General features: G+C 57.2%; 16 protein-coding genes, 1 tRNA gene and 3 pseudogenes. 6 read left to right on the top strand and 14 right to left on the bottom strand.

The genetic code is table 11. The features are described from left to right. The first annotated feature begins 178 nt into the window (after positions 1-178). Positions 179-1,105, top strand: a complete 927-nt coding sequence (locus AU14_RS17130) for a histone deacetylase family protein (protein WP_041342913.1) — start codon at positions 179-181, stop codon at positions 1,103-1,105. On the opposite strand, the gene AU14_RS22305 is transcribed toward AU14_RS17130, so the two are convergent. From AU14_RS22305 to AU14_RS22295, 3 genes and pseudogenes are all read right to left on the bottom strand, one after another. After that, positions 1,102-1,578, bottom strand: a complete 477-nt coding sequence (locus AU14_RS22305) for an OmpA family protein (RefSeq protein ID WP_236744649.1) — start codon at positions 1,576-1,578, stop codon at positions 1,102-1,104. The genes AU14_RS17130 and AU14_RS22305 overlap by 4 nt on opposite strands. Then, positions 1,567-1,886 (bottom strand): annotated as a pseudogene (locus AU14_RS22300) (OmpA family protein); the annotation flags it as partial. The pseudogene AU14_RS22300 and the gene AU14_RS22305, both read right to left, overlap by 12 nt. Next, positions 1,817-2,023: a hypothetical protein gene (locus tag AU14_RS22295; RefSeq protein WP_236744667.1), complete on the bottom strand. Its 207-nt coding sequence runs from the start codon at positions 2,021-2,023 to the stop codon at positions 1,817-1,819. The pseudogene AU14_RS22300 and the gene AU14_RS22295, both read right to left, overlap by 70 nt. 165 nt (positions 2,024-2,188) lie before the next feature. On the opposite strand from AU14_RS22295, the gene pyrC reads away from it, so the two are divergent. Further along, complete coding sequence (pyrC, locus tag AU14_RS17120) at positions 2,189-3,220, top strand: dihydroorotase (protein WP_041342910.1); 1,032 nt, start codon at positions 2,189-2,191, stop codon at positions 3,218-3,220. 44 nt (positions 3,221-3,264) lie between these two features. Beyond that, entirely contained in the window at positions 3,265-3,921 is a 657-nt protein-coding gene (gene rnt / locus AU14_RS17115) for a ribonuclease T (protein ID WP_094191252.1), read from the top strand. Between the two features lie 53 nt (positions 3,922-3,974). Here rnt and AU14_RS17110 read toward each other — a convergent pair. Next, a pseudogene (locus AU14_RS17110) lies at positions 3,975-5,893 on the bottom strand (SDR family oxidoreductase); the annotation flags it as partial. A 493-nt stretch (positions 5,894-6,386) separates the two neighbouring features. On the opposite strand from AU14_RS17110, the gene AU14_RS17105 reads away from it, so the two are divergent. Together AU14_RS17105 and AU14_RS17100 are read left to right on the top strand one after the other, a co-directional pair. Continuing rightward, on the top strand, positions 6,387-6,686 hold the full coding sequence (locus tag AU14_RS17105) for a hypothetical protein (RefSeq protein WP_041342907.1): 300 nt from the start codon (positions 6,387-6,389) through the stop codon (positions 6,684-6,686). Between the two features lie 35 nt (positions 6,687-6,721). Beyond that, positions 6,722-9,573: pseudogene (locus AU14_RS17100) on the top strand (insulinase family protein). A gap of 1 nt (position 9,574) precedes the next feature. Here AU14_RS17100 and AU14_RS17095 read toward each other — a convergent pair. Both AU14_RS17095 and AU14_RS17090 read right to left on the bottom strand, forming a co-directional pair. Continuing rightward, positions 9,575-10,180 (bottom strand): TIGR04282 family arsenosugar biosynthesis glycosyltransferase, encoded by a 606-nt coding sequence (locus AU14_RS17095; RefSeq protein ID WP_236744178.1) that lies wholly within the window; start codon positions 10,178-10,180, stop codon positions 9,575-9,577. 25 nt (positions 10,181-10,205) lie between these two features. Further along, the gene (locus AU14_RS17090; protein WP_052472111.1) at positions 10,206-10,907 is read right to left on the bottom strand and encodes a TIGR04283 family arsenosugar biosynthesis glycosyltransferase; all 702 of its coding nucleotides are present in this window, start codon (positions 10,905-10,907) and stop codon (positions 10,206-10,208) included. 86 nt (positions 10,908-10,993) lie between these two features. On the opposite strand from AU14_RS17090, the gene AU14_RS17085 reads away from it, so the two are divergent. Further along, positions 10,994-11,070: transfer RNA gene (locus tag AU14_RS17085), tRNA-Arg, on the top strand. Positions 11,071-11,355: 285 nt separating this feature from the next. On the opposite strand, the gene AU14_RS19555 is transcribed toward AU14_RS17085, so the two are convergent. The 8 genes from AU14_RS19555 to AU14_RS17050 form a co-directional block, all read right to left on the bottom strand. Further along, the gene (locus tag AU14_RS19555) at positions 11,356-11,529 is read right to left on the bottom strand and encodes a hypothetical protein (protein ID WP_158498338.1); all 174 of its coding nucleotides are present in this window, start codon (positions 11,527-11,529) and stop codon (positions 11,356-11,358) included. 99 nt (positions 11,530-11,628) lie between these two features. Next, a complete protein-coding gene (locus tag AU14_RS17080; RefSeq protein WP_041342901.1) occupies positions 11,629-11,952 on the bottom strand; it encodes a hypothetical protein in 324 nt (107 codons plus the stop codon). 373 nt (positions 11,953-12,325) lie between these two features. Next, positions 12,326-12,463, bottom strand: coding sequence for a hypothetical protein (locus AU14_RS19550; RefSeq protein ID WP_158498337.1), 138 nt, complete (start codon positions 12,461-12,463; stop codon positions 12,326-12,328). Positions 12,464-12,566: 103 nt separating this feature from the next. After that, the gene (locus AU14_RS17070; protein WP_041342895.1) at positions 12,567-12,857 is read right to left on the bottom strand and encodes a hypothetical protein; all 291 of its coding nucleotides are present in this window, start codon (positions 12,855-12,857) and stop codon (positions 12,567-12,569) included. 2 nt (positions 12,858-12,859) lie between these two features. Then, entirely contained in the window at positions 12,860-13,150 is a 291-nt protein-coding gene (locus AU14_RS17065) for a DNA ligase LigA-related protein (RefSeq protein WP_041342891.1), read from the bottom strand. 31 nt (positions 13,151-13,181) lie between these two features. Then, positions 13,182-13,583, bottom strand: coding sequence for a hypothetical protein (locus tag AU14_RS17060; RefSeq protein ID WP_052472110.1), 402 nt, complete (start codon positions 13,581-13,583; stop codon positions 13,182-13,184). Then, the gene (locus tag AU14_RS17055) at positions 13,583-13,768 is read right to left on the bottom strand and encodes a hypothetical protein (RefSeq protein ID WP_041342888.1); all 186 of its coding nucleotides are present in this window, start codon (positions 13,766-13,768) and stop codon (positions 13,583-13,585) included. Before AU14_RS17055 ends, AU14_RS17060 begins: the two co-directional genes overlap by 1 nt. Further along, entirely contained in the window at positions 13,765-14,394 is a 630-nt protein-coding gene (locus AU14_RS17050; RefSeq protein WP_041342885.1) for a hypothetical protein, read from the bottom strand. The genes AU14_RS17055 and AU14_RS17050 overlap by 4 nt, the downstream gene beginning before the upstream one ends. Between the last annotated feature and the right edge of the window lie 96 nt (positions 14,395-14,490).

The following is a 14,490-nucleotide window of genomic DNA, read 5'->3' as shown; positions in this document are numbered from 1 at the left end:
CTAAAGGTGGTAACTCTCAGAAATCAGGTGAGTTATGACTGACCTTCTTATCTTAGGCCCTGATCGATCGATGTAAAACGGCCAGCCTTGGCTTTACGACCAAAGAAACACGGCAGCCCGGTTTATTCCCTGATAACATTGGTGAAAATACAAGCAGATTCAGGGCGTTCAGACACGTATGACCACGGCATTTTTTTCCCACGACGACTGTTTGAAGCACAACATGGGCCCGGAACATCCGGAGTGCCCGGAGCGGATTTCCGCCATTCTCAGTTACCTTGCTGAAACCGGCCTGGACCAGAGTCTGGACTGGGTCCGCCCGGAGGAAATCACCCGTGATCAACTACTAACCGTACATCCTGAACAGTATCTGCACCAGCTTGACCTGATGCAGCCGACCCGGGGCCGGGTGTTTACCGACCCTGATACCGCAATGATGCCGGATACCTTGAGGGCCGCTCGCCTGTCAGCCGGCGCCAACGTGCAGGCCGTGGACATGATCATGAGTGGCCAGGTAACGAATGCCTTTGTCTGTGCTCGACCACCCGGGCACCACGCCGAACGGGCAAAATCGATGGGGTTCTGTTTCTATAACAACATCGCATTGGCCGCGATGCGGGCCCTGACCTTCCACCAGCTGGAACGGGTGGCCATCATAGATTTCGATGTGCACCAGGGCAATGGCACGGTAGACATTGTTGGTGGCGATGAGCGCATTCTCATGTGCTCAAGCTTCCAGCACCCGTTCTACCCGCACTCCCACGTTCACAGTCAGGCCAGCAACATCATCAACACCCCCATTGCCGCTGGCTGCGCTGCCATCGAATACCGCAAGACCATCGAGAATGCCTGGATGCAAAAACTGCGGGACTTCGATCCTCAACTGATCCTGATTTCAGCCGGCTTCGATGGCCACGCGCTGGATCCCCTGGCGGAACTGAATCTGGAAGTGGAAGACTATCGCTGGTTAACAGAAATGATTGTCGGCGTGGCCCGTGACCACGCCAATGACCGGGTCATTTCAACTCTGGAAGGTGGCTACCACCTCAAGGCCCTGGCTGAGAGCGTTGCGGCTCACGTGCAGGTACTGAAGTCGGTCAGTTAACCCGGGCCATCCTCGGCTGAGTCACCGCCATAACCGTTGGCCTGCTGAAGCTCGGGACGCTCGCCCTCACGCTGCAAGCGAATGTTGGTCCGGCGGTTGTCCGCCGGGCGCCGTGACACCGGGTATTGGTCGCCATGGGCGCGCACAGTAATCAGATCCTCGGACACACCTCGGGCTTTCAGATAATCCGCCACCACATTGGCGCGTTCTTCAGACAACGCCCGGTTGTCGATCCGGCTGCCCAGACGATCACTGTGGCCATCAACGAACACCCTCTCGACGCTGGGGTCAGCCAAAACAAAGGTGACTACGTTGTCCAGCAATGCCCGATCGGCGTCGGACAGACTGGCACTGGCACTGGCAAAAGGAATGCGGGAGCGACGGATCTGGTCGTAATTTACCGGCAGCAGATTCTCGGTGCAGGCCCGGTAGTTCTGGAACTGCCCGGAGAAATTGACATTAGATACGTGCACTCGCACCAGGCGGCCATCGAACCAGGATTCCCGGCTGACGGTGGGACGCATACCCTGCAACAGGCCCTGGACCAACACCATAGCCTGACGGCTATCCAGCAGCACCGGACGATTACCGTCCGACACCGTCACTTTACCCATGGACCTGGGCGCAACACCCGGCCGCCAGGCCGGAGCTTCCACACCAGAGTGCCCCTGCCCGGTCGCATCAGCGGGGATGGGGATTCAAGGAAAAACGTCAATTGCTCCCCTGCCCGATGCCGGAAGACCGCCTTGCCGTATCCTGGAACTTCATGCACCAGGCACATTCGAAGACGGACTCCGACAGATACCACTGACTGTTCTCGATGCCGGCACCATAGCTCGCGGCATCAACAGAAACCGACACCCCAAGCGCCAAGGCGCCGAGCAGATTCGGAAATGATTTGGGAAAGCTGGATGCCATAACGGTTTACCGACGCTCTTGGGTATTTCAGCATATAGCCTGTTTAACGGCGCCCGCCGCGCCGACTTTAGCGCCGGATACAAAAACAAACACTCGCCCCTTCTGCTATAATCCGCAAAATTTTCTAAGGGCCATGGCCCACTGACCGAATCGCGGAAACCGCCCATGACCGATCAGATCACCCTCACCCGCCCCGACGACTGGCACCTGCACGTTCGCGACGGCGACATTCTCGCCGACGTGGTGCCGGCCACCGCCGCCTGCTTCGGGCGAGCCATCATCATGCCGAACCTGGTACCGCCGGTAGTTACGGCGACTGACGCGACGGCGTATCGGGATCGGATCCTGGCGGCCGCCGACGGCACCGAATTTCAGCCGCTGATGACTCTGTATCTGACCGAGGGAACCACGCCAGAGACTATCCGAGAAGCCAAGGCTGCGGGTGTGGTGGCTGCAAAACTATACCCGGCCGGCGCGACGACCAACTCAGCCTCGGGTGTTAAAGATATTCGCAACATCTACCCCGTACTAAATGCCATGGCCGAATGCGGCATGTTGCTGCTGGTTCACGGCGAGGTTACCGACGCGGACATCGACATTTTCGACCGCGAAAAGGTCTTCCTGGAGCGGGTTCTGGCTCCGACCATGGAGGCCTTCCCCAACCTGAAGGTGGTTCTAGAGCACATCACCACCGCGGATTCCGCGGAGTTTGTGCAGCAACACAAGGGTGACAACCTGGCGGCAACCCTGACGCCCCAGCACCTGATGTACAACCGCAACCACATGCTGGTGGGCGGCATTCGGCCGCACCTCTACTGCCTGCCGATTCTCAAGCGTAACCGCCACCAACAGGCCCTGCGCGATGCGGTTGCCAGCGGTGACAAGCGCTTCTTCCTGGGCACCGATTCGGCGCCCCACGCCAAGGACCGCAAGGAGGCCGCCTGCGGTTGCGCCGGCTGTTACTCAGCCTACGGCGCCCTGAGCCTGTACGCCGATGTGTTCGAAGAACTTGGCATTCTGGACAAACTGGAAGCATTCGCCAGCTTCAACGGCGCAGACTTCTACGGCCTGCCGCGCAACAGCGACACCATTACCCTGGTGCGCGAGCCCTGGACCATGCCGGACCAGCTACCGCTGGCCAACGGCCACATCGTGCCACTGAAGGCGGGTGAAACCGTTCACTGGCGCCTTGCGTAAAAAACCATCCTGACTTTTTATCACCTGGCACGACCGGAGTTTGAGTGACTGACGAAAACAAAGAACCGCATCCGATGTCCCGCCGCTTTCGCGGCTTTTTACCCGTGGTTGTTGACGTGGAAACCGCAGGTTTCAACCCGGAACGGGATGCCCTCCTTGAAGTGGCCGCCGTGCTGCTGACCATGGACGAAGACGGCTACCTGGTGCGTGGCGAGACCCACGTACAACAGATCGATCCGTTTGAAGGTGCCAACCTGGAACAGTCGGCCCTCGACTTCACCGGCATTGATCCCTGGAATCCGGAGCGGGAAGCCGTCCCGGAGCGGGAAGGCCTGAGCGAAATTTTCACACCTATTCGCAAGGCCGTGAAAGCCTTTGACTGCAAGCGAGCGGTGCTGGTGGGCCACAATGCTACCTTCGATCACAATTTCGTCTTTGCCGCTGCCATGCGTTCGGACATCAAGCGCAATCCGTTCCACCCGTTTTCGACCTTCGATACTGCCACTTTGGCGGGGCTTGCCTACGGCCACACGGTGCTGGCTCAAGCCTGCAAACTGGCCGGCATTCCGTTCAACAACAAGGAGGCGCACTCCGCCGCCTACGATGCCGAAAAAACCGCCGATCTGTTCTGCGGTATCGTCAACCGCTGGAAAGAGCTCGGTGGGTTTCCACCACCACCGATGGAAGAATCGGAGTCATAGCTATAAAAAAAACCCCGCCAAGGCGGGGTTTCTTTTTATTGCAGCGCGGTGGCTTACCAGTAGATGCCGCGCATAATCGCCGCGAAGGCCACCTGCTCGGACGACACCTTCGGCTTCTGGCCAGACTTGCTGCCCGCCGCTGATGGTGAATCCGGGAACATACGGTAGCCGGTGTTCATCACGATCTCACCCATCTTCGGCGCCAGTGCATGCAGAACCTGGGCAAAGATACCCAGACGCGTGGCAATACGCTTCGGACGGTAGACAATGGCTTCGGCAACCATGTCAGCAGCTTCTTCCGGTGTCAGAGTCGGCACTGAATCGTAGATCTTGGTCGGTGCGATCATCGGCGTCTTCACCAGCGGCATGTTGATGGTGGTGAAGGTGACGTTGCGATCTGACCACTCGGCCGCGGCACAGCGACTGAACGCATCCAGGGCGGACTTGGACGCTACGTACGCGGAAAAACGCGGGGCGTTGGTCAGTACACCGATGGACGAGATGTTGATCACGTGTCCACGACGACGCTCCAGCATCTTAGGCGCGAAGCCCATGATCAGGCGCACGGAGCCGAAGTAGTTCAGCTGCATGGTGCGCTCGAAATCGTGGAAACGGTCGAACGACAGGTCCAGGGAACGACGAATTGACCGGCCGGCGTTGTTGACCAGAACATCGACATGGCCGTGGTTGTTCAGAACGGTCTCCACGAAACGGTCGGCGTCTTCCATCTCAGAGAAGTCACACTGGTAGGCGTGCACACTGGCGCCGCGGGATTCAAGCTCCGCGGCCACTTCCTTCAGACGCTCCGGCTTACGAGCACCGATCACCAGAATCGCACCTGCGTCCGCCAGCTTCTGCGCGGTGGCAAGGCCGATACCGGAAGTTGCGCCGGTAACCACGCACACACGACCTTCAACGGTTCCGCGCAGGGTGCGGTCCTTGAACAGGTCGGGATCCAGGTTGCGCTCCCAGTAATCCCAGATTACTGCGGAGTACTCATCCAACCGCGGCACTTCAATACCAGTGTCTTTCAGCACTCGCTCAGTTTCACGGGCGTCGAAACGGGTTGGGTAGTTGATAAAGGACATGACGGAAGGCGGAATACCCATATCATCCAGCACGGCGCTGGTCAGTCGCTTCACCGGCGGCAGGTTCTTCAGGCTCTGGCGGATGAACGGCGGAATGAATCCGAACATGCGGGAGTCAATGCGCATACCCATCTTGGGCGCGTGACCGGCTTCCGAGAAGATGTTCAGAATTTCGCCAACCTTGTACGGGTCCGAATCCACCAGGTGGAAACACTTGCCGTCTTCATCTTCAAGGTGGGCAATGTGGTCCATGGCGTTAACCACGAAATCCACCGGTACAATGTTCAGTCGGCCGCCTTCGATACCAATAGTGGGAACCCACTGCGGCAGCGCGTGACGGATCTTCTGGATCATCTTGAAGAAGTAATAGGGACCATCGACCTTGTCCATTTCACCCGTCTCGGAATGGCCAATGACCATGCCCGGACGTAGATGCGGAACGGAACCTTGCACTCCTCGCGCACCAGCTTTTCAGACTCGTGCTTGGTGAGCAGGTAGGGATGATCCAGCTTTTCCGCTTCTTCAAACATGTCTTCGCGGAAAGTGCCCTTGAACATGCCGGCGGCGGCAATGGAGGACACGTGATGGAAGTGCTTGGCACCCATGGCTTCTGCCGCATTCACTGCAGCGCGAGTGCCTTCGATGTTGGTCGCCTGCTGAGCTTCTTCGTCGGCACCCATGTCGTACACGGCAGCCAGGTGGAAGAAATGATCGATGTTACCTTCCAGCGCTTTCATGGCCTTGGCATCGATACCAAGATTCTTGCTGGTGAGATCGCCAATAACGGCCTTCACCTGCGACTCGTCTGCACCCCAGCGCTCTCTCAGCTGCTCAAGCTTGCCTAGAGACTGCTCGCGAACAAGTACGTGAACCGTGCCCCCACGAGCCAACAGCTTTTCAACGAGAAAACGGCCAATGAATCCGGTGCCACCGGTCAGGAAATAGTTCATCAATTCTCCACCCTGTTTGTTGCCTATTTATTGTCTATCCATGCCGACACCTTCTTAGACTCAGACTTAGACTTAGACTTAGACTTAGACTTAGACTTAGACTTTAGTCGTAAGAATTGCCGGGAATGACGGCATTGTACTTAACTGCAACCTTCATGTATCGAACTTTTTTAGAGCTTTTACTCTGTAACTTATTGTTTTTATTAGAGCTATTACTCTAACTTCAGGCAGAAAGCCGCTCGGGGCGCCTGTCTGCCATGCCGACACAACGGTTCAGAGATTAGCACATCAAACGATCACTGCACGCCCTCGTGTTCGATTGCCGGAAAGCAATGAAACACCTCGCCAGCAATGACATAATCGGGAACTTAATGCGCCGCCTGGCGTCATCAACACAAGCTCCAATCCAGCACTTGCGGAAACCATCATGAACAAAGACGATCCCAACGCCGAACGCTACATCACCATCGCCCGCGCCTGCCTCAAGGCCATTAACGATACCGCCGAACATTCCGGTAGCCGCGAAGAAAAGATTCAAGCGGTGTACCAGGCCATCGATTCCGCATTCCAGGCCGAATTCTCCGAGTACCGGCAATCCGTTGCCATCATGGCCACCGTATTAGAACGTATCGCTTCCGGCCAGCTTGACGCCGATAGCGCCGCAGATCTGGCCCGGAAAACGCTCGACCAGCAGCCCGAGACTACTCGCAACGCCCTGATGCACTGAGCACACCTGAACTCGCAATCAACAATCGAGGCATTATGAGCACTGGCACTCTCCGTACCACCGACGCGCGCCCACGTTTCGCCGGCCCCCTGGCTTTGATCGCCCTGCTCTTCAGTAGCGCGCTGGCCGTTGCCGCGGAATCGCCCACCAAGAGCCCGAGCGACGATAATGACTATCGCGTCCTGGAACTGGATAACGGCCTGCGCGCGGTGTTGGTCTCGGATGAGGACGCAGACAAGGCGGCTGCCTCACTGAATGTCGCCGTCGGCAGCGGCGAGACCCGGCCGATCGTGAGGGACTCGCCCATTTCCTCGAACACATGCTGTTTTTGGGCACTGAAAAGTATCCGGAGCCCGGCGAATACCAGCAGTTCATCAAGAGCCACGGCGGCAGTCACAACGCGTTCACCGCCTTCCAGGACACCAATTATTTCTTTGATGTCGAGGCCCAGTTCCTGGAGCCTGCGCTGGACCGGTTTGCGGAGCAGTTTGCGGCCCCTCTGTTTACTGCTGAACTGGTAGACCGTGAGCGCAATGCCGTGCATTCAGAGTTCAGTTCTAAACAGAAGGAAGACGGTCGGCGCTTTTACTCGGTCAAAAAGGCAGCCAGCAACCCCGAGCACGCCTTTAACCAGTTCGCGGTGGGCAACCTAAGCACTCTGGAGAACACCGAGGACAATCCGCTGCGGCCCGACCTGATTCAGTTCTGGAAAGACAGCTATTCCGCCAATCTGATGACCTTGGCAGTGTATGGCCCGCAGCCGCTGGATGAGCTGGAGCAGATGGTACGCAGTCGCTTCGATGCCATTGAAAACCGCCAGCTCACGAAGAAATCACATCCAGCTGCCTTTTACCTACCCGAAACACTGCCAGCTAAAGTTACTGCTGATGCCGTCAAGGATGTGCGCAGCCTGACCCTGTCGTTCCCCATTCCGTCCCAGGAAGCAAACTACCGCACCAAACCGGCAAGCTACATCGCCAACCTGCTGGGCCACGAAGGCCCGGGCAGTCTGTTTGATGTACTCAAGCGCGCGGGACTGGTGGAAAGCCTGTCCGCCGGGCTGGGCATGGACACCGGCGAGAGTGCCACTCTGGACATCAGCATGACGCTGACACCGGAAGGATTGCGCCGCCATGACGACATCCTTCCCCTGGTGTTCGAGTACATCGACCGGGTTCGAGCCACCGGCATTAACGAACAGCGCTTCCAGGAAATGCAGCAGCTGGCCCGGATCGATTTCCGGTTCCGGGAACAAAGCGACCCCATCCATGAGGTCATGTCCCTGTCCCGACAGCTGCAACACTACCCGGCCAAAGACGTTCTCAGTGCGCCCTGGTTGCTGGAGCGCTACGCCCCAGAGCAGTATTCGGCCCTTCTTGATCGGCTCACCCCAGACAACCTGATGGTGTTTGTGCTGGATCCGAATCCGGCCCTTGAGAACCCGCAGCAAACCGCCTGGTACGGCGCCGAATGGCAAAAGCAGGCCCTTGAGCCAGAGCGCCTGCAACGCAATGCGCTGCCCGAACTGGCAACCCAGCTTCGCCTGCCCCAGCCAAACCCGTTTGTGCCTGAGGAACTCGGCATGGTGCCCGGCCCAAGCATGAACCAGCCAACCCAGTTGGCCAGTCGCGACGGCCTGGAAATCTGGTTCGCTCGGGATACCCGGTTCGATACGCCCAAGGCCAACGTTTTCCTGAGCCTGCGAACCCCGGCGGCGCGGGTGTCGGCCCGCAGCACCGTGCTGACACAGTTGCTGGTGGATGCGGTGAACACCAACCTGAACGCCTGGGCCTACTCGGCTCGTCTCGCTGGTCTGGACTACAGTGTTTACCCGCACCTGCGCGGCATAACCGTGCGTGTCGGCGGTTACAGCGACAAGCTCCACACACTGATGAACCGCATCCTGATGCAAGTGGCGGAGCCGACGCTGACCCGCCAACGGTTTGATATTGCCCGCCAGAATCTGGTGGACAGCCTGGAGAACAAAGCCAAGAATCGCCCGGTGGAACAAACCTCCGAGTTCATCCAGACCGCGCTTATCGAGGGTACCTGGAGCACCGAGGACAAATTGAAAGCGGCCCGGGAAGTCACCCTGGACGAACTGAAGTCGTTCTCAGAAGCCTTGCTGGCCGAGGTGGACCCGGTGATGCTGGCCCACGGCAACCTCACCCACGCCTACGCTCTCAACCTGGCGCAGCAGGTTCGGGCGGTCGTGCTTGATGACAGCGCCATCGCCACCGTCGACCGGAGCCGGGTACGTCAGCTTCCGGCACAGAAAACCCAGGTGACCCTGGACGTTGAACATCCGGACACCGGCTACACCCTGTACATGCAAGGCGACAATACCGGTTTTGAGGAGCGCGCGCGTTTCCGCCTGCTGGCGCAAATCATCAGCAGCCCGTTCTACGAAGAACTGCGCACCAACCGGCAGCTGGGGTACATCGTTTACGCCACGCCTTTCGAGATACTGGAAACCCCGGCTCTGGGTTTTGTAGTGCAGTCCCCAGGCGCCAGCCCGGCGCAGATTGATCAGGCCGTGCGGGAGTTTTCCGAAGGGTTTGAAGCGACTATCGCGAGCCTGGACGAAGCCAGCCTGAAGCGCGAGAAGCAGGCGGTGATCAGCAAATTACTGGAACGCGACCGCAAGCTTGGAGACATTTCCAGCCGTTACTGGCGCGAAATCGACCGCAACGCCGACAGCTTTGACTCCCGGGAGAATTTGGCCAACGCCATCGCATCCGTCACCAAAGCGGAACTGGTGGAAACGTTCAAGCAGGCAATTATTGAACGGCAGCGCGCCTTGCGGGTGGTCACAGGCCAAGAGAAAGCCAATGCCGATGGCAGCCTGACCCGCTTGATGGCGCGGCCGCCGGTGCCAGCCAGCTGAACTAGGCGTCAATCAGGCGCTGAAAACGGGCCCAGTCTTCGGGCTCATCCACATCCCAGCGGGGCTCCAGCAAACTGACGCGGAGCCCTAGTTGTTCAAGCCGGGCCTGGGTTTGAGCCAGAACCCGCTCACTGCCCCAGTCAATGTCATCCAACATTCCGGGCACCACACGGCTAGCGCCGATCAGGACATAGCCGCCGTCGTCCGACGGACCGAGCACCACATCAAATTCGTTCAGCTTATCCAGCGCCTGACGCACGTATTGGGGATCCACCGAGGGGCAATCGCTGCCAATCACCACGGCCCGGGAGTGCTGCTCCAGAGAAGAGGTCAGCGCGGCCAGCATCCGGTCGCCGAGGGTTCCACCTTGCTGGATTTTCTGCTCCAAGCCAGCGCATTCCAGGTTGTGCACTATGGAATCGGCTTCCAAAGGGACCCGTTCAAGCTCGCGATCCCACCAGAACTGCACCGGATATCCGGTGGCACAGAGGTTGTCGAGAACCGCCAGAGTCAGGGTGACGTGAGCGCGAAGAGCACCACCGGCACCGAGCGCCGGCATCAAACGTGTCTTTACCCGGCCCTCTTCCGGCCATTTAGCGAATTGCATTAACACTGCGCTTGAGCAGTTGGTATCAGGCATTGCGGACATCCGAGCGGTAGGCCTGGGCCAGGGATTCCGGCGATTCGCCGCGCCAATAGCGCCAGCGTAACCGCCACATCAGAAAAATCGTACGCCACGGCCCCAGTTTTTCCCAGCGCCTGCTGTCGGTAATCACTGGCGACCGAACACAAAACGGACGGGAGGCCAGACGCAGGCGCCGGGAAAATTCGACGTCCTCCATCAGCGGCAGCGGCTGAAAGCCACCCAGAGCTTCAAACACATCCCGGCGAACAAACATAGCCTGATCGCCGGTGCAGATCCCCGTCAGCCAGGACCGGGTATTCATGAACCAGGCTATCACTCGGAACAAAGGCCGCTGCGCGCTCAAACGCACATCAAACCGACCCCAGCCACGGCGAGTCGCCATAAAGGCCTGTAAACGCGGGAGAACATCGGAAGGAAGCCGGGTATCGGCATGCAGGAACAGCAACAAATTGCCACGGGCGACCGTTGCACCGGCGTTCATCTGGGCGGCACGGCCCTTTTCGGCATCGACAACCCGATCGCACAGTGGCAGTGCGAGTGCAGCGGTGCCATCGTCACTGCCAGCATCCACCACTATGATTTCGTGGCCGGCACGTCTCAGCGGCGCCAGCGCTTCGAGGGTACTTTCAATGCCGGTTGCCTCGTTCCACACCGGCATCACCACACTAAGGAAAAACTGATCAGGCAACGTTCACTCCGGGATACCTAGGAATCAGGGCTACACCTTGAGCCGCCCGCTTCAGACCGCTATCATACCGCCCTTCCTGAGAAATTGCCCCCGTAGCTCATCTGGATAGAGCGTCCCCCTCCTAAGGGGAAGGTAGCAGGTTCGAGTCCTGCCGGGGGTACCAAGCTCTTGTAATAACTCAAGTTTTTCTTAGCGCCCCTACCTGTTTTTCCCTCATTGCACACACGATTGCACACGAATCTGTGCTTCGTAGGCTCACAGTCTCAAGCCCCACGTAACACGACCCTAGTAGTATCAGTCACTTACAAGCCTCGCGTCAACACTTGAAGTCGTGATAGTCGCGTTATCGCTTGCGGTTTGCGTTCTAAAGTTCCCCCTGAAAACCGGTAGGCAATAAAAACAATAGGTTACAGAGGTCAGACCTACATTCCCCGCGATAGAGGGAAGGTCAAAATACACCTAAAATTGCACCTAATGGGGGCATAAAGAGACCAATGAGTCGAGCCAGCTCCATGCCTGTCCAGTGGTCAAACGTGAACAGTTTGTAGGCACTCACGAAGTAGGAAATAACGGCACAGGCAAACAGTAGGGTCAGGACGGTATCAATGATCTTGGCTTTCATGGGTCTCTCCGTTTCATACAGGCAATAAAAAACCCCAAGCCGTGAGACCTGGGGTTTAGTCGGTTTTGCTGACCCGATGACAGCGGGCCTAGCTCTGAGTTATGCCGCTAGGGCATCCATCAGTTGTTCCTTCAGCGCCTTGCCTTTGGCATTAAGACTGAAGATTGACACTCGGTAATCTTGGGGGTCAGGACGGGTATCAGCGACGTCAATGCCTGCTTTCCCAGGTCTTGCACGGTCTGTCAGGTTCCGCATGTTGCGTGAAGTCCTCGACTTACCAAACTTGAATCGGTTCTCAACCTGACTCACAGTGGCCTCGTCGTTGTCGCAGAGGTGCAAGAAGCAGAGGATTGTTCCGACCGGAATGTCCTCTTCGTACTCTCGAAAGAGTGAGATTGCATTAATCAATACGTTCGCATTCATGATAGTTTTTCCCGCCTGTTGCCTATGTTTTTAGGTTCCCAGGAAGTACAGCCCTCCCAGTTCAAAGCAAGGGTTGCCTGCCTCTCTATTTATAATGAACTCGCTTTCCTTGCTACTGGCCATCCATTTAGTTGCTTGGCCTAGCCGCTCACTGTTGAAGAAGTCATCCCTATGCACTGCCTCCAACAAAAAGTCCTGAACGACAAAAGTAAAGTCCACTTATAAAGTACTCCCGATGGTGCGATGGTGTCAACCTCAGGACAGTCACGTTCTGCTGATTGGCCTGAGGATGGGCGATTATATGTCTAATTCTCTTTTTGTCTAGCCCTTGTGAACTGAATCACAATTTTTTACATTCATGTGACTGATTAGCTTATGCAGCCAGTCGTGCCTGGAGGTGTGACGACAGGTTCATCACATCGTCATCCAGTAGTTGTTGGCGTCTGCGTGAACGGTGCAGTCGGGAGTCACGGCGTTGCTGGCGAAGGATGTCTTGGGTACGTTTCTGCATGATAGGTTCTCCTAATCAATAATGTGGTCAATGAAGGTTACAGCTAAGATGAGACCAGCCCACCCGAAGGGATGAGCCAGCGTATAAGCCAGGAATTTATCCATCAGCGCATGGCCAACGACATGCCCCCTGCCCTCAGACCCTGAAGACGGTTGACGTTGAAGCGGCGGTAACCACCAATCTGTCTGTCCCAGATGGTTGCCAGCTCAAGCGTATCGCCAGCCTGAGGGTTCACACCCTTGGTCAGGTATCGTTTGACCCCAAGGCGTCCATTCAACTCACGGACACGACCGCTGTCAGTCGTGAAGGTCACGCCTACGAACTTGCCTTCCTGTGCGTACAGGAGTTCGGTCATCAGGCTACGTGCTTTGATTTCGGCTGCTTGTTTGCTCATCGTTAGTTCCTCATCTCAAATAGACGTTGTATGTATTGCGCTTTGCTCATGACCCAAGGGTCACGCGGTAGGTGCATCCCAGTGTCACCCGTCCAGTCCTTGAACTCTTCGTCATAGAACCCCACGGGTGCTGGGTGTTGTTGCTGTAGGTCTCTCAGTTCGTTCGCCCAGTCCTGCCACTGGTGGTCAGACACAATGGTCACTCCCATCCAGTAGTACAGGTAGCTGTGAATCAGCATCTGGGCACGGCGTCTGCGGATAAGCTCTACAGGAGACCCAGCATCATTAGGCACTGGAAGACCTCCTCAGGTAGTGAGTGTTCGATCATGCGGCCACCTGCTCCATGAACCGGACGTTAAAGCCCAGGCACACAGGCTTGGTGCCATTACGCTCAGTGGTTCCGAGGTAGGTTTGGCCGCTGGACATGACCGGAAGTTGGTTCTCATCAGCCGTGACAAAGGTGTCATCACGGTAGGGGTTGTAGGTTATCGGGTACATTGCGCCGGACAGGAAGTGACCCTCAACGGCAGTGCCCCGCACGAAGGCATGGACGACCTTTCGCTTCTCAGCCCGTACCTTGGCTTGGCCCGCAGGTTGCACCACGTAGGAGCATTCACGGAGGGTCAGGGAGTGGACATGCGCTACGACACGCCCCTTGTTATCCCCTTCCAGCGCACGGACAGACCACAGTTTCTTGTGCAGGTTCCAGTACACTTCGACACGCATCAGGCTACAGCTCCCAGAAGTAATCCACGGGCCGTCACCACGTAGTCAGTGACCCAGCCCTGCTCAGTGTTCTTCATGACCATGGCAGCGCCTAAGACCTCAGCATGAGAGGCCTCAATCTTGGTCATCACACCCTTCAGGTCAGTGCCAGAACAGGTGCCGCGAATGATAGTGATAGTGCTCATGCTGCCTTGCCCTCAGTGTGCGGCTTGTTATCAACCAACCATGTTTTCAATGTGGTCATGACATGCTTCAGTCGGTTGACCATGAACTCGTCAAACTGCAGGTCTAGGATATGCTCGGCCAATCCATCGCTAGTGCGGCCATACACACCCATAGCAGAGCGGATTGCATTCTCATGGGTAGGGTCAGCGTCATCCCAGTAGCCATCCTTGTTGTCCTTAAAGAGGGTCACGAACCGTGTGTCGAACCCTTGGTATTGCTCGAAATCCTTGCCTGCCAGTGTCAGAGCAGCCAGCACACCGGCCATGTGGGCACGGTCGAAGTCATCCTTACTGTTCAGCTCAAGGTCACCACTCAGCAGGTAGTGATACCGCAGGACATCAGGCACGAAGTCCCAGTCGAACGGGCCATTGCACTCATGCAGCCAGATGTTGTGACGCCATAGGTCATCCACAACTTTCGCCCAGCTAACGGCATACTCCCGCATCTCGCAGGTGCCGATTTCTTCCCACTTAGCCACCACCCATTTACTGAGGGGTGACGCCTCCTTCCTTTCATCCCGTAGTTCAAGGATGCTTTCCCAGACAATGGCGCAGGACATCATGTTTTCGTGGTTGTATGTGCTCATGCTTCAGGCTCCAGTACAGGTTCTGACCAATCGTTGCCGCAGTATCTGCAGCGGTGGTGTTCAAGTGTGCCGAGGGTGCCGAGATGACACTCCTCC

This window comes from Marinobacter similis, assembly GCF_000830985.1.
GTDB lineage: Bacteria > Pseudomonadota > Gammaproteobacteria > Pseudomonadales > Oleiphilaceae > Marinobacter > Marinobacter similis.
This window is presented reverse-complemented; position numbering and strand designations above follow the sequence as displayed.

Excerpts from the sequence above, each read along its gene's own strand:
- AU14_RS17105 (WP_041342907.1), top strand. The coding sequence starts at position 6,387 with ATGAACAAAGACGATCCCAACGCCGAACGCTACATCACCATCGCCCGC.
- AU14_RS17050 (WP_041342885.1), bottom strand. The coding sequence starts at position 14,394 with ATGAGCACATACAACCACGAAAACATGATGTCCTGCGCCATTGTCTGG.
- AU14_RS17095 (WP_236744178.1), bottom strand. The coding sequence starts at position 10,180 with ATGCAATTCGCTAAATGGCCGGAAGAGGGCCGGGTAAAGACACGTTTG.
- AU14_RS17055 (WP_041342888.1), bottom strand. The coding sequence starts at position 13,768 with ATGAGCACTATCACTATCATTCGCGGCACCTGTTCTGGCACTGACCTG.
- AU14_RS17070 (WP_041342895.1), bottom strand. The coding sequence starts at position 12,857 with ATGAGCAAACAAGCAGCCGAAATCAAAGCACGTAGCCTGATGACCGAA.
- AU14_RS19555 (WP_158498338.1), bottom strand. The coding sequence starts at position 11,529 with ATGAAAGCCAAGATCATTGATACCGTCCTGACCCTACTGTTTGCCTGT.
- AU14_RS19550 (WP_158498337.1), bottom strand. The coding sequence starts at position 12,463 with ATGCAGAAACGTACCCAAGACATCCTTCGCCAGCAACGCCGTGACTCC.
- AU14_RS17060 (WP_052472110.1), bottom strand. The coding sequence starts at position 13,583 with ATGCGTGTCGAAGTGTACTGGAACCTGCACAAGAAACTGTGGTCTGTC.
- AU14_RS17130 (WP_041342913.1), top strand. The coding sequence starts at position 179 with ATGACCACGGCATTTTTTTCCCACGACGACTGTTTGAAGCACAACATG.
- pyrC (WP_041342910.1), top strand. The coding sequence starts at position 2,189 with ATGACCGATCAGATCACCCTCACCCGCCCCGACGACTGGCACCTGCAC.
- AU14_RS22295 (WP_236744667.1), bottom strand. The coding sequence starts at position 2,023 with ATGGCATCCAGCTTTCCCAAATCATTTCCGAATCTGCTCGGCGCCTTG.
- AU14_RS17080 (WP_041342901.1), bottom strand. The coding sequence starts at position 11,952 with ATGAATGCGAACGTATTGATTAATGCAATCTCACTCTTTCGAGAGTAC.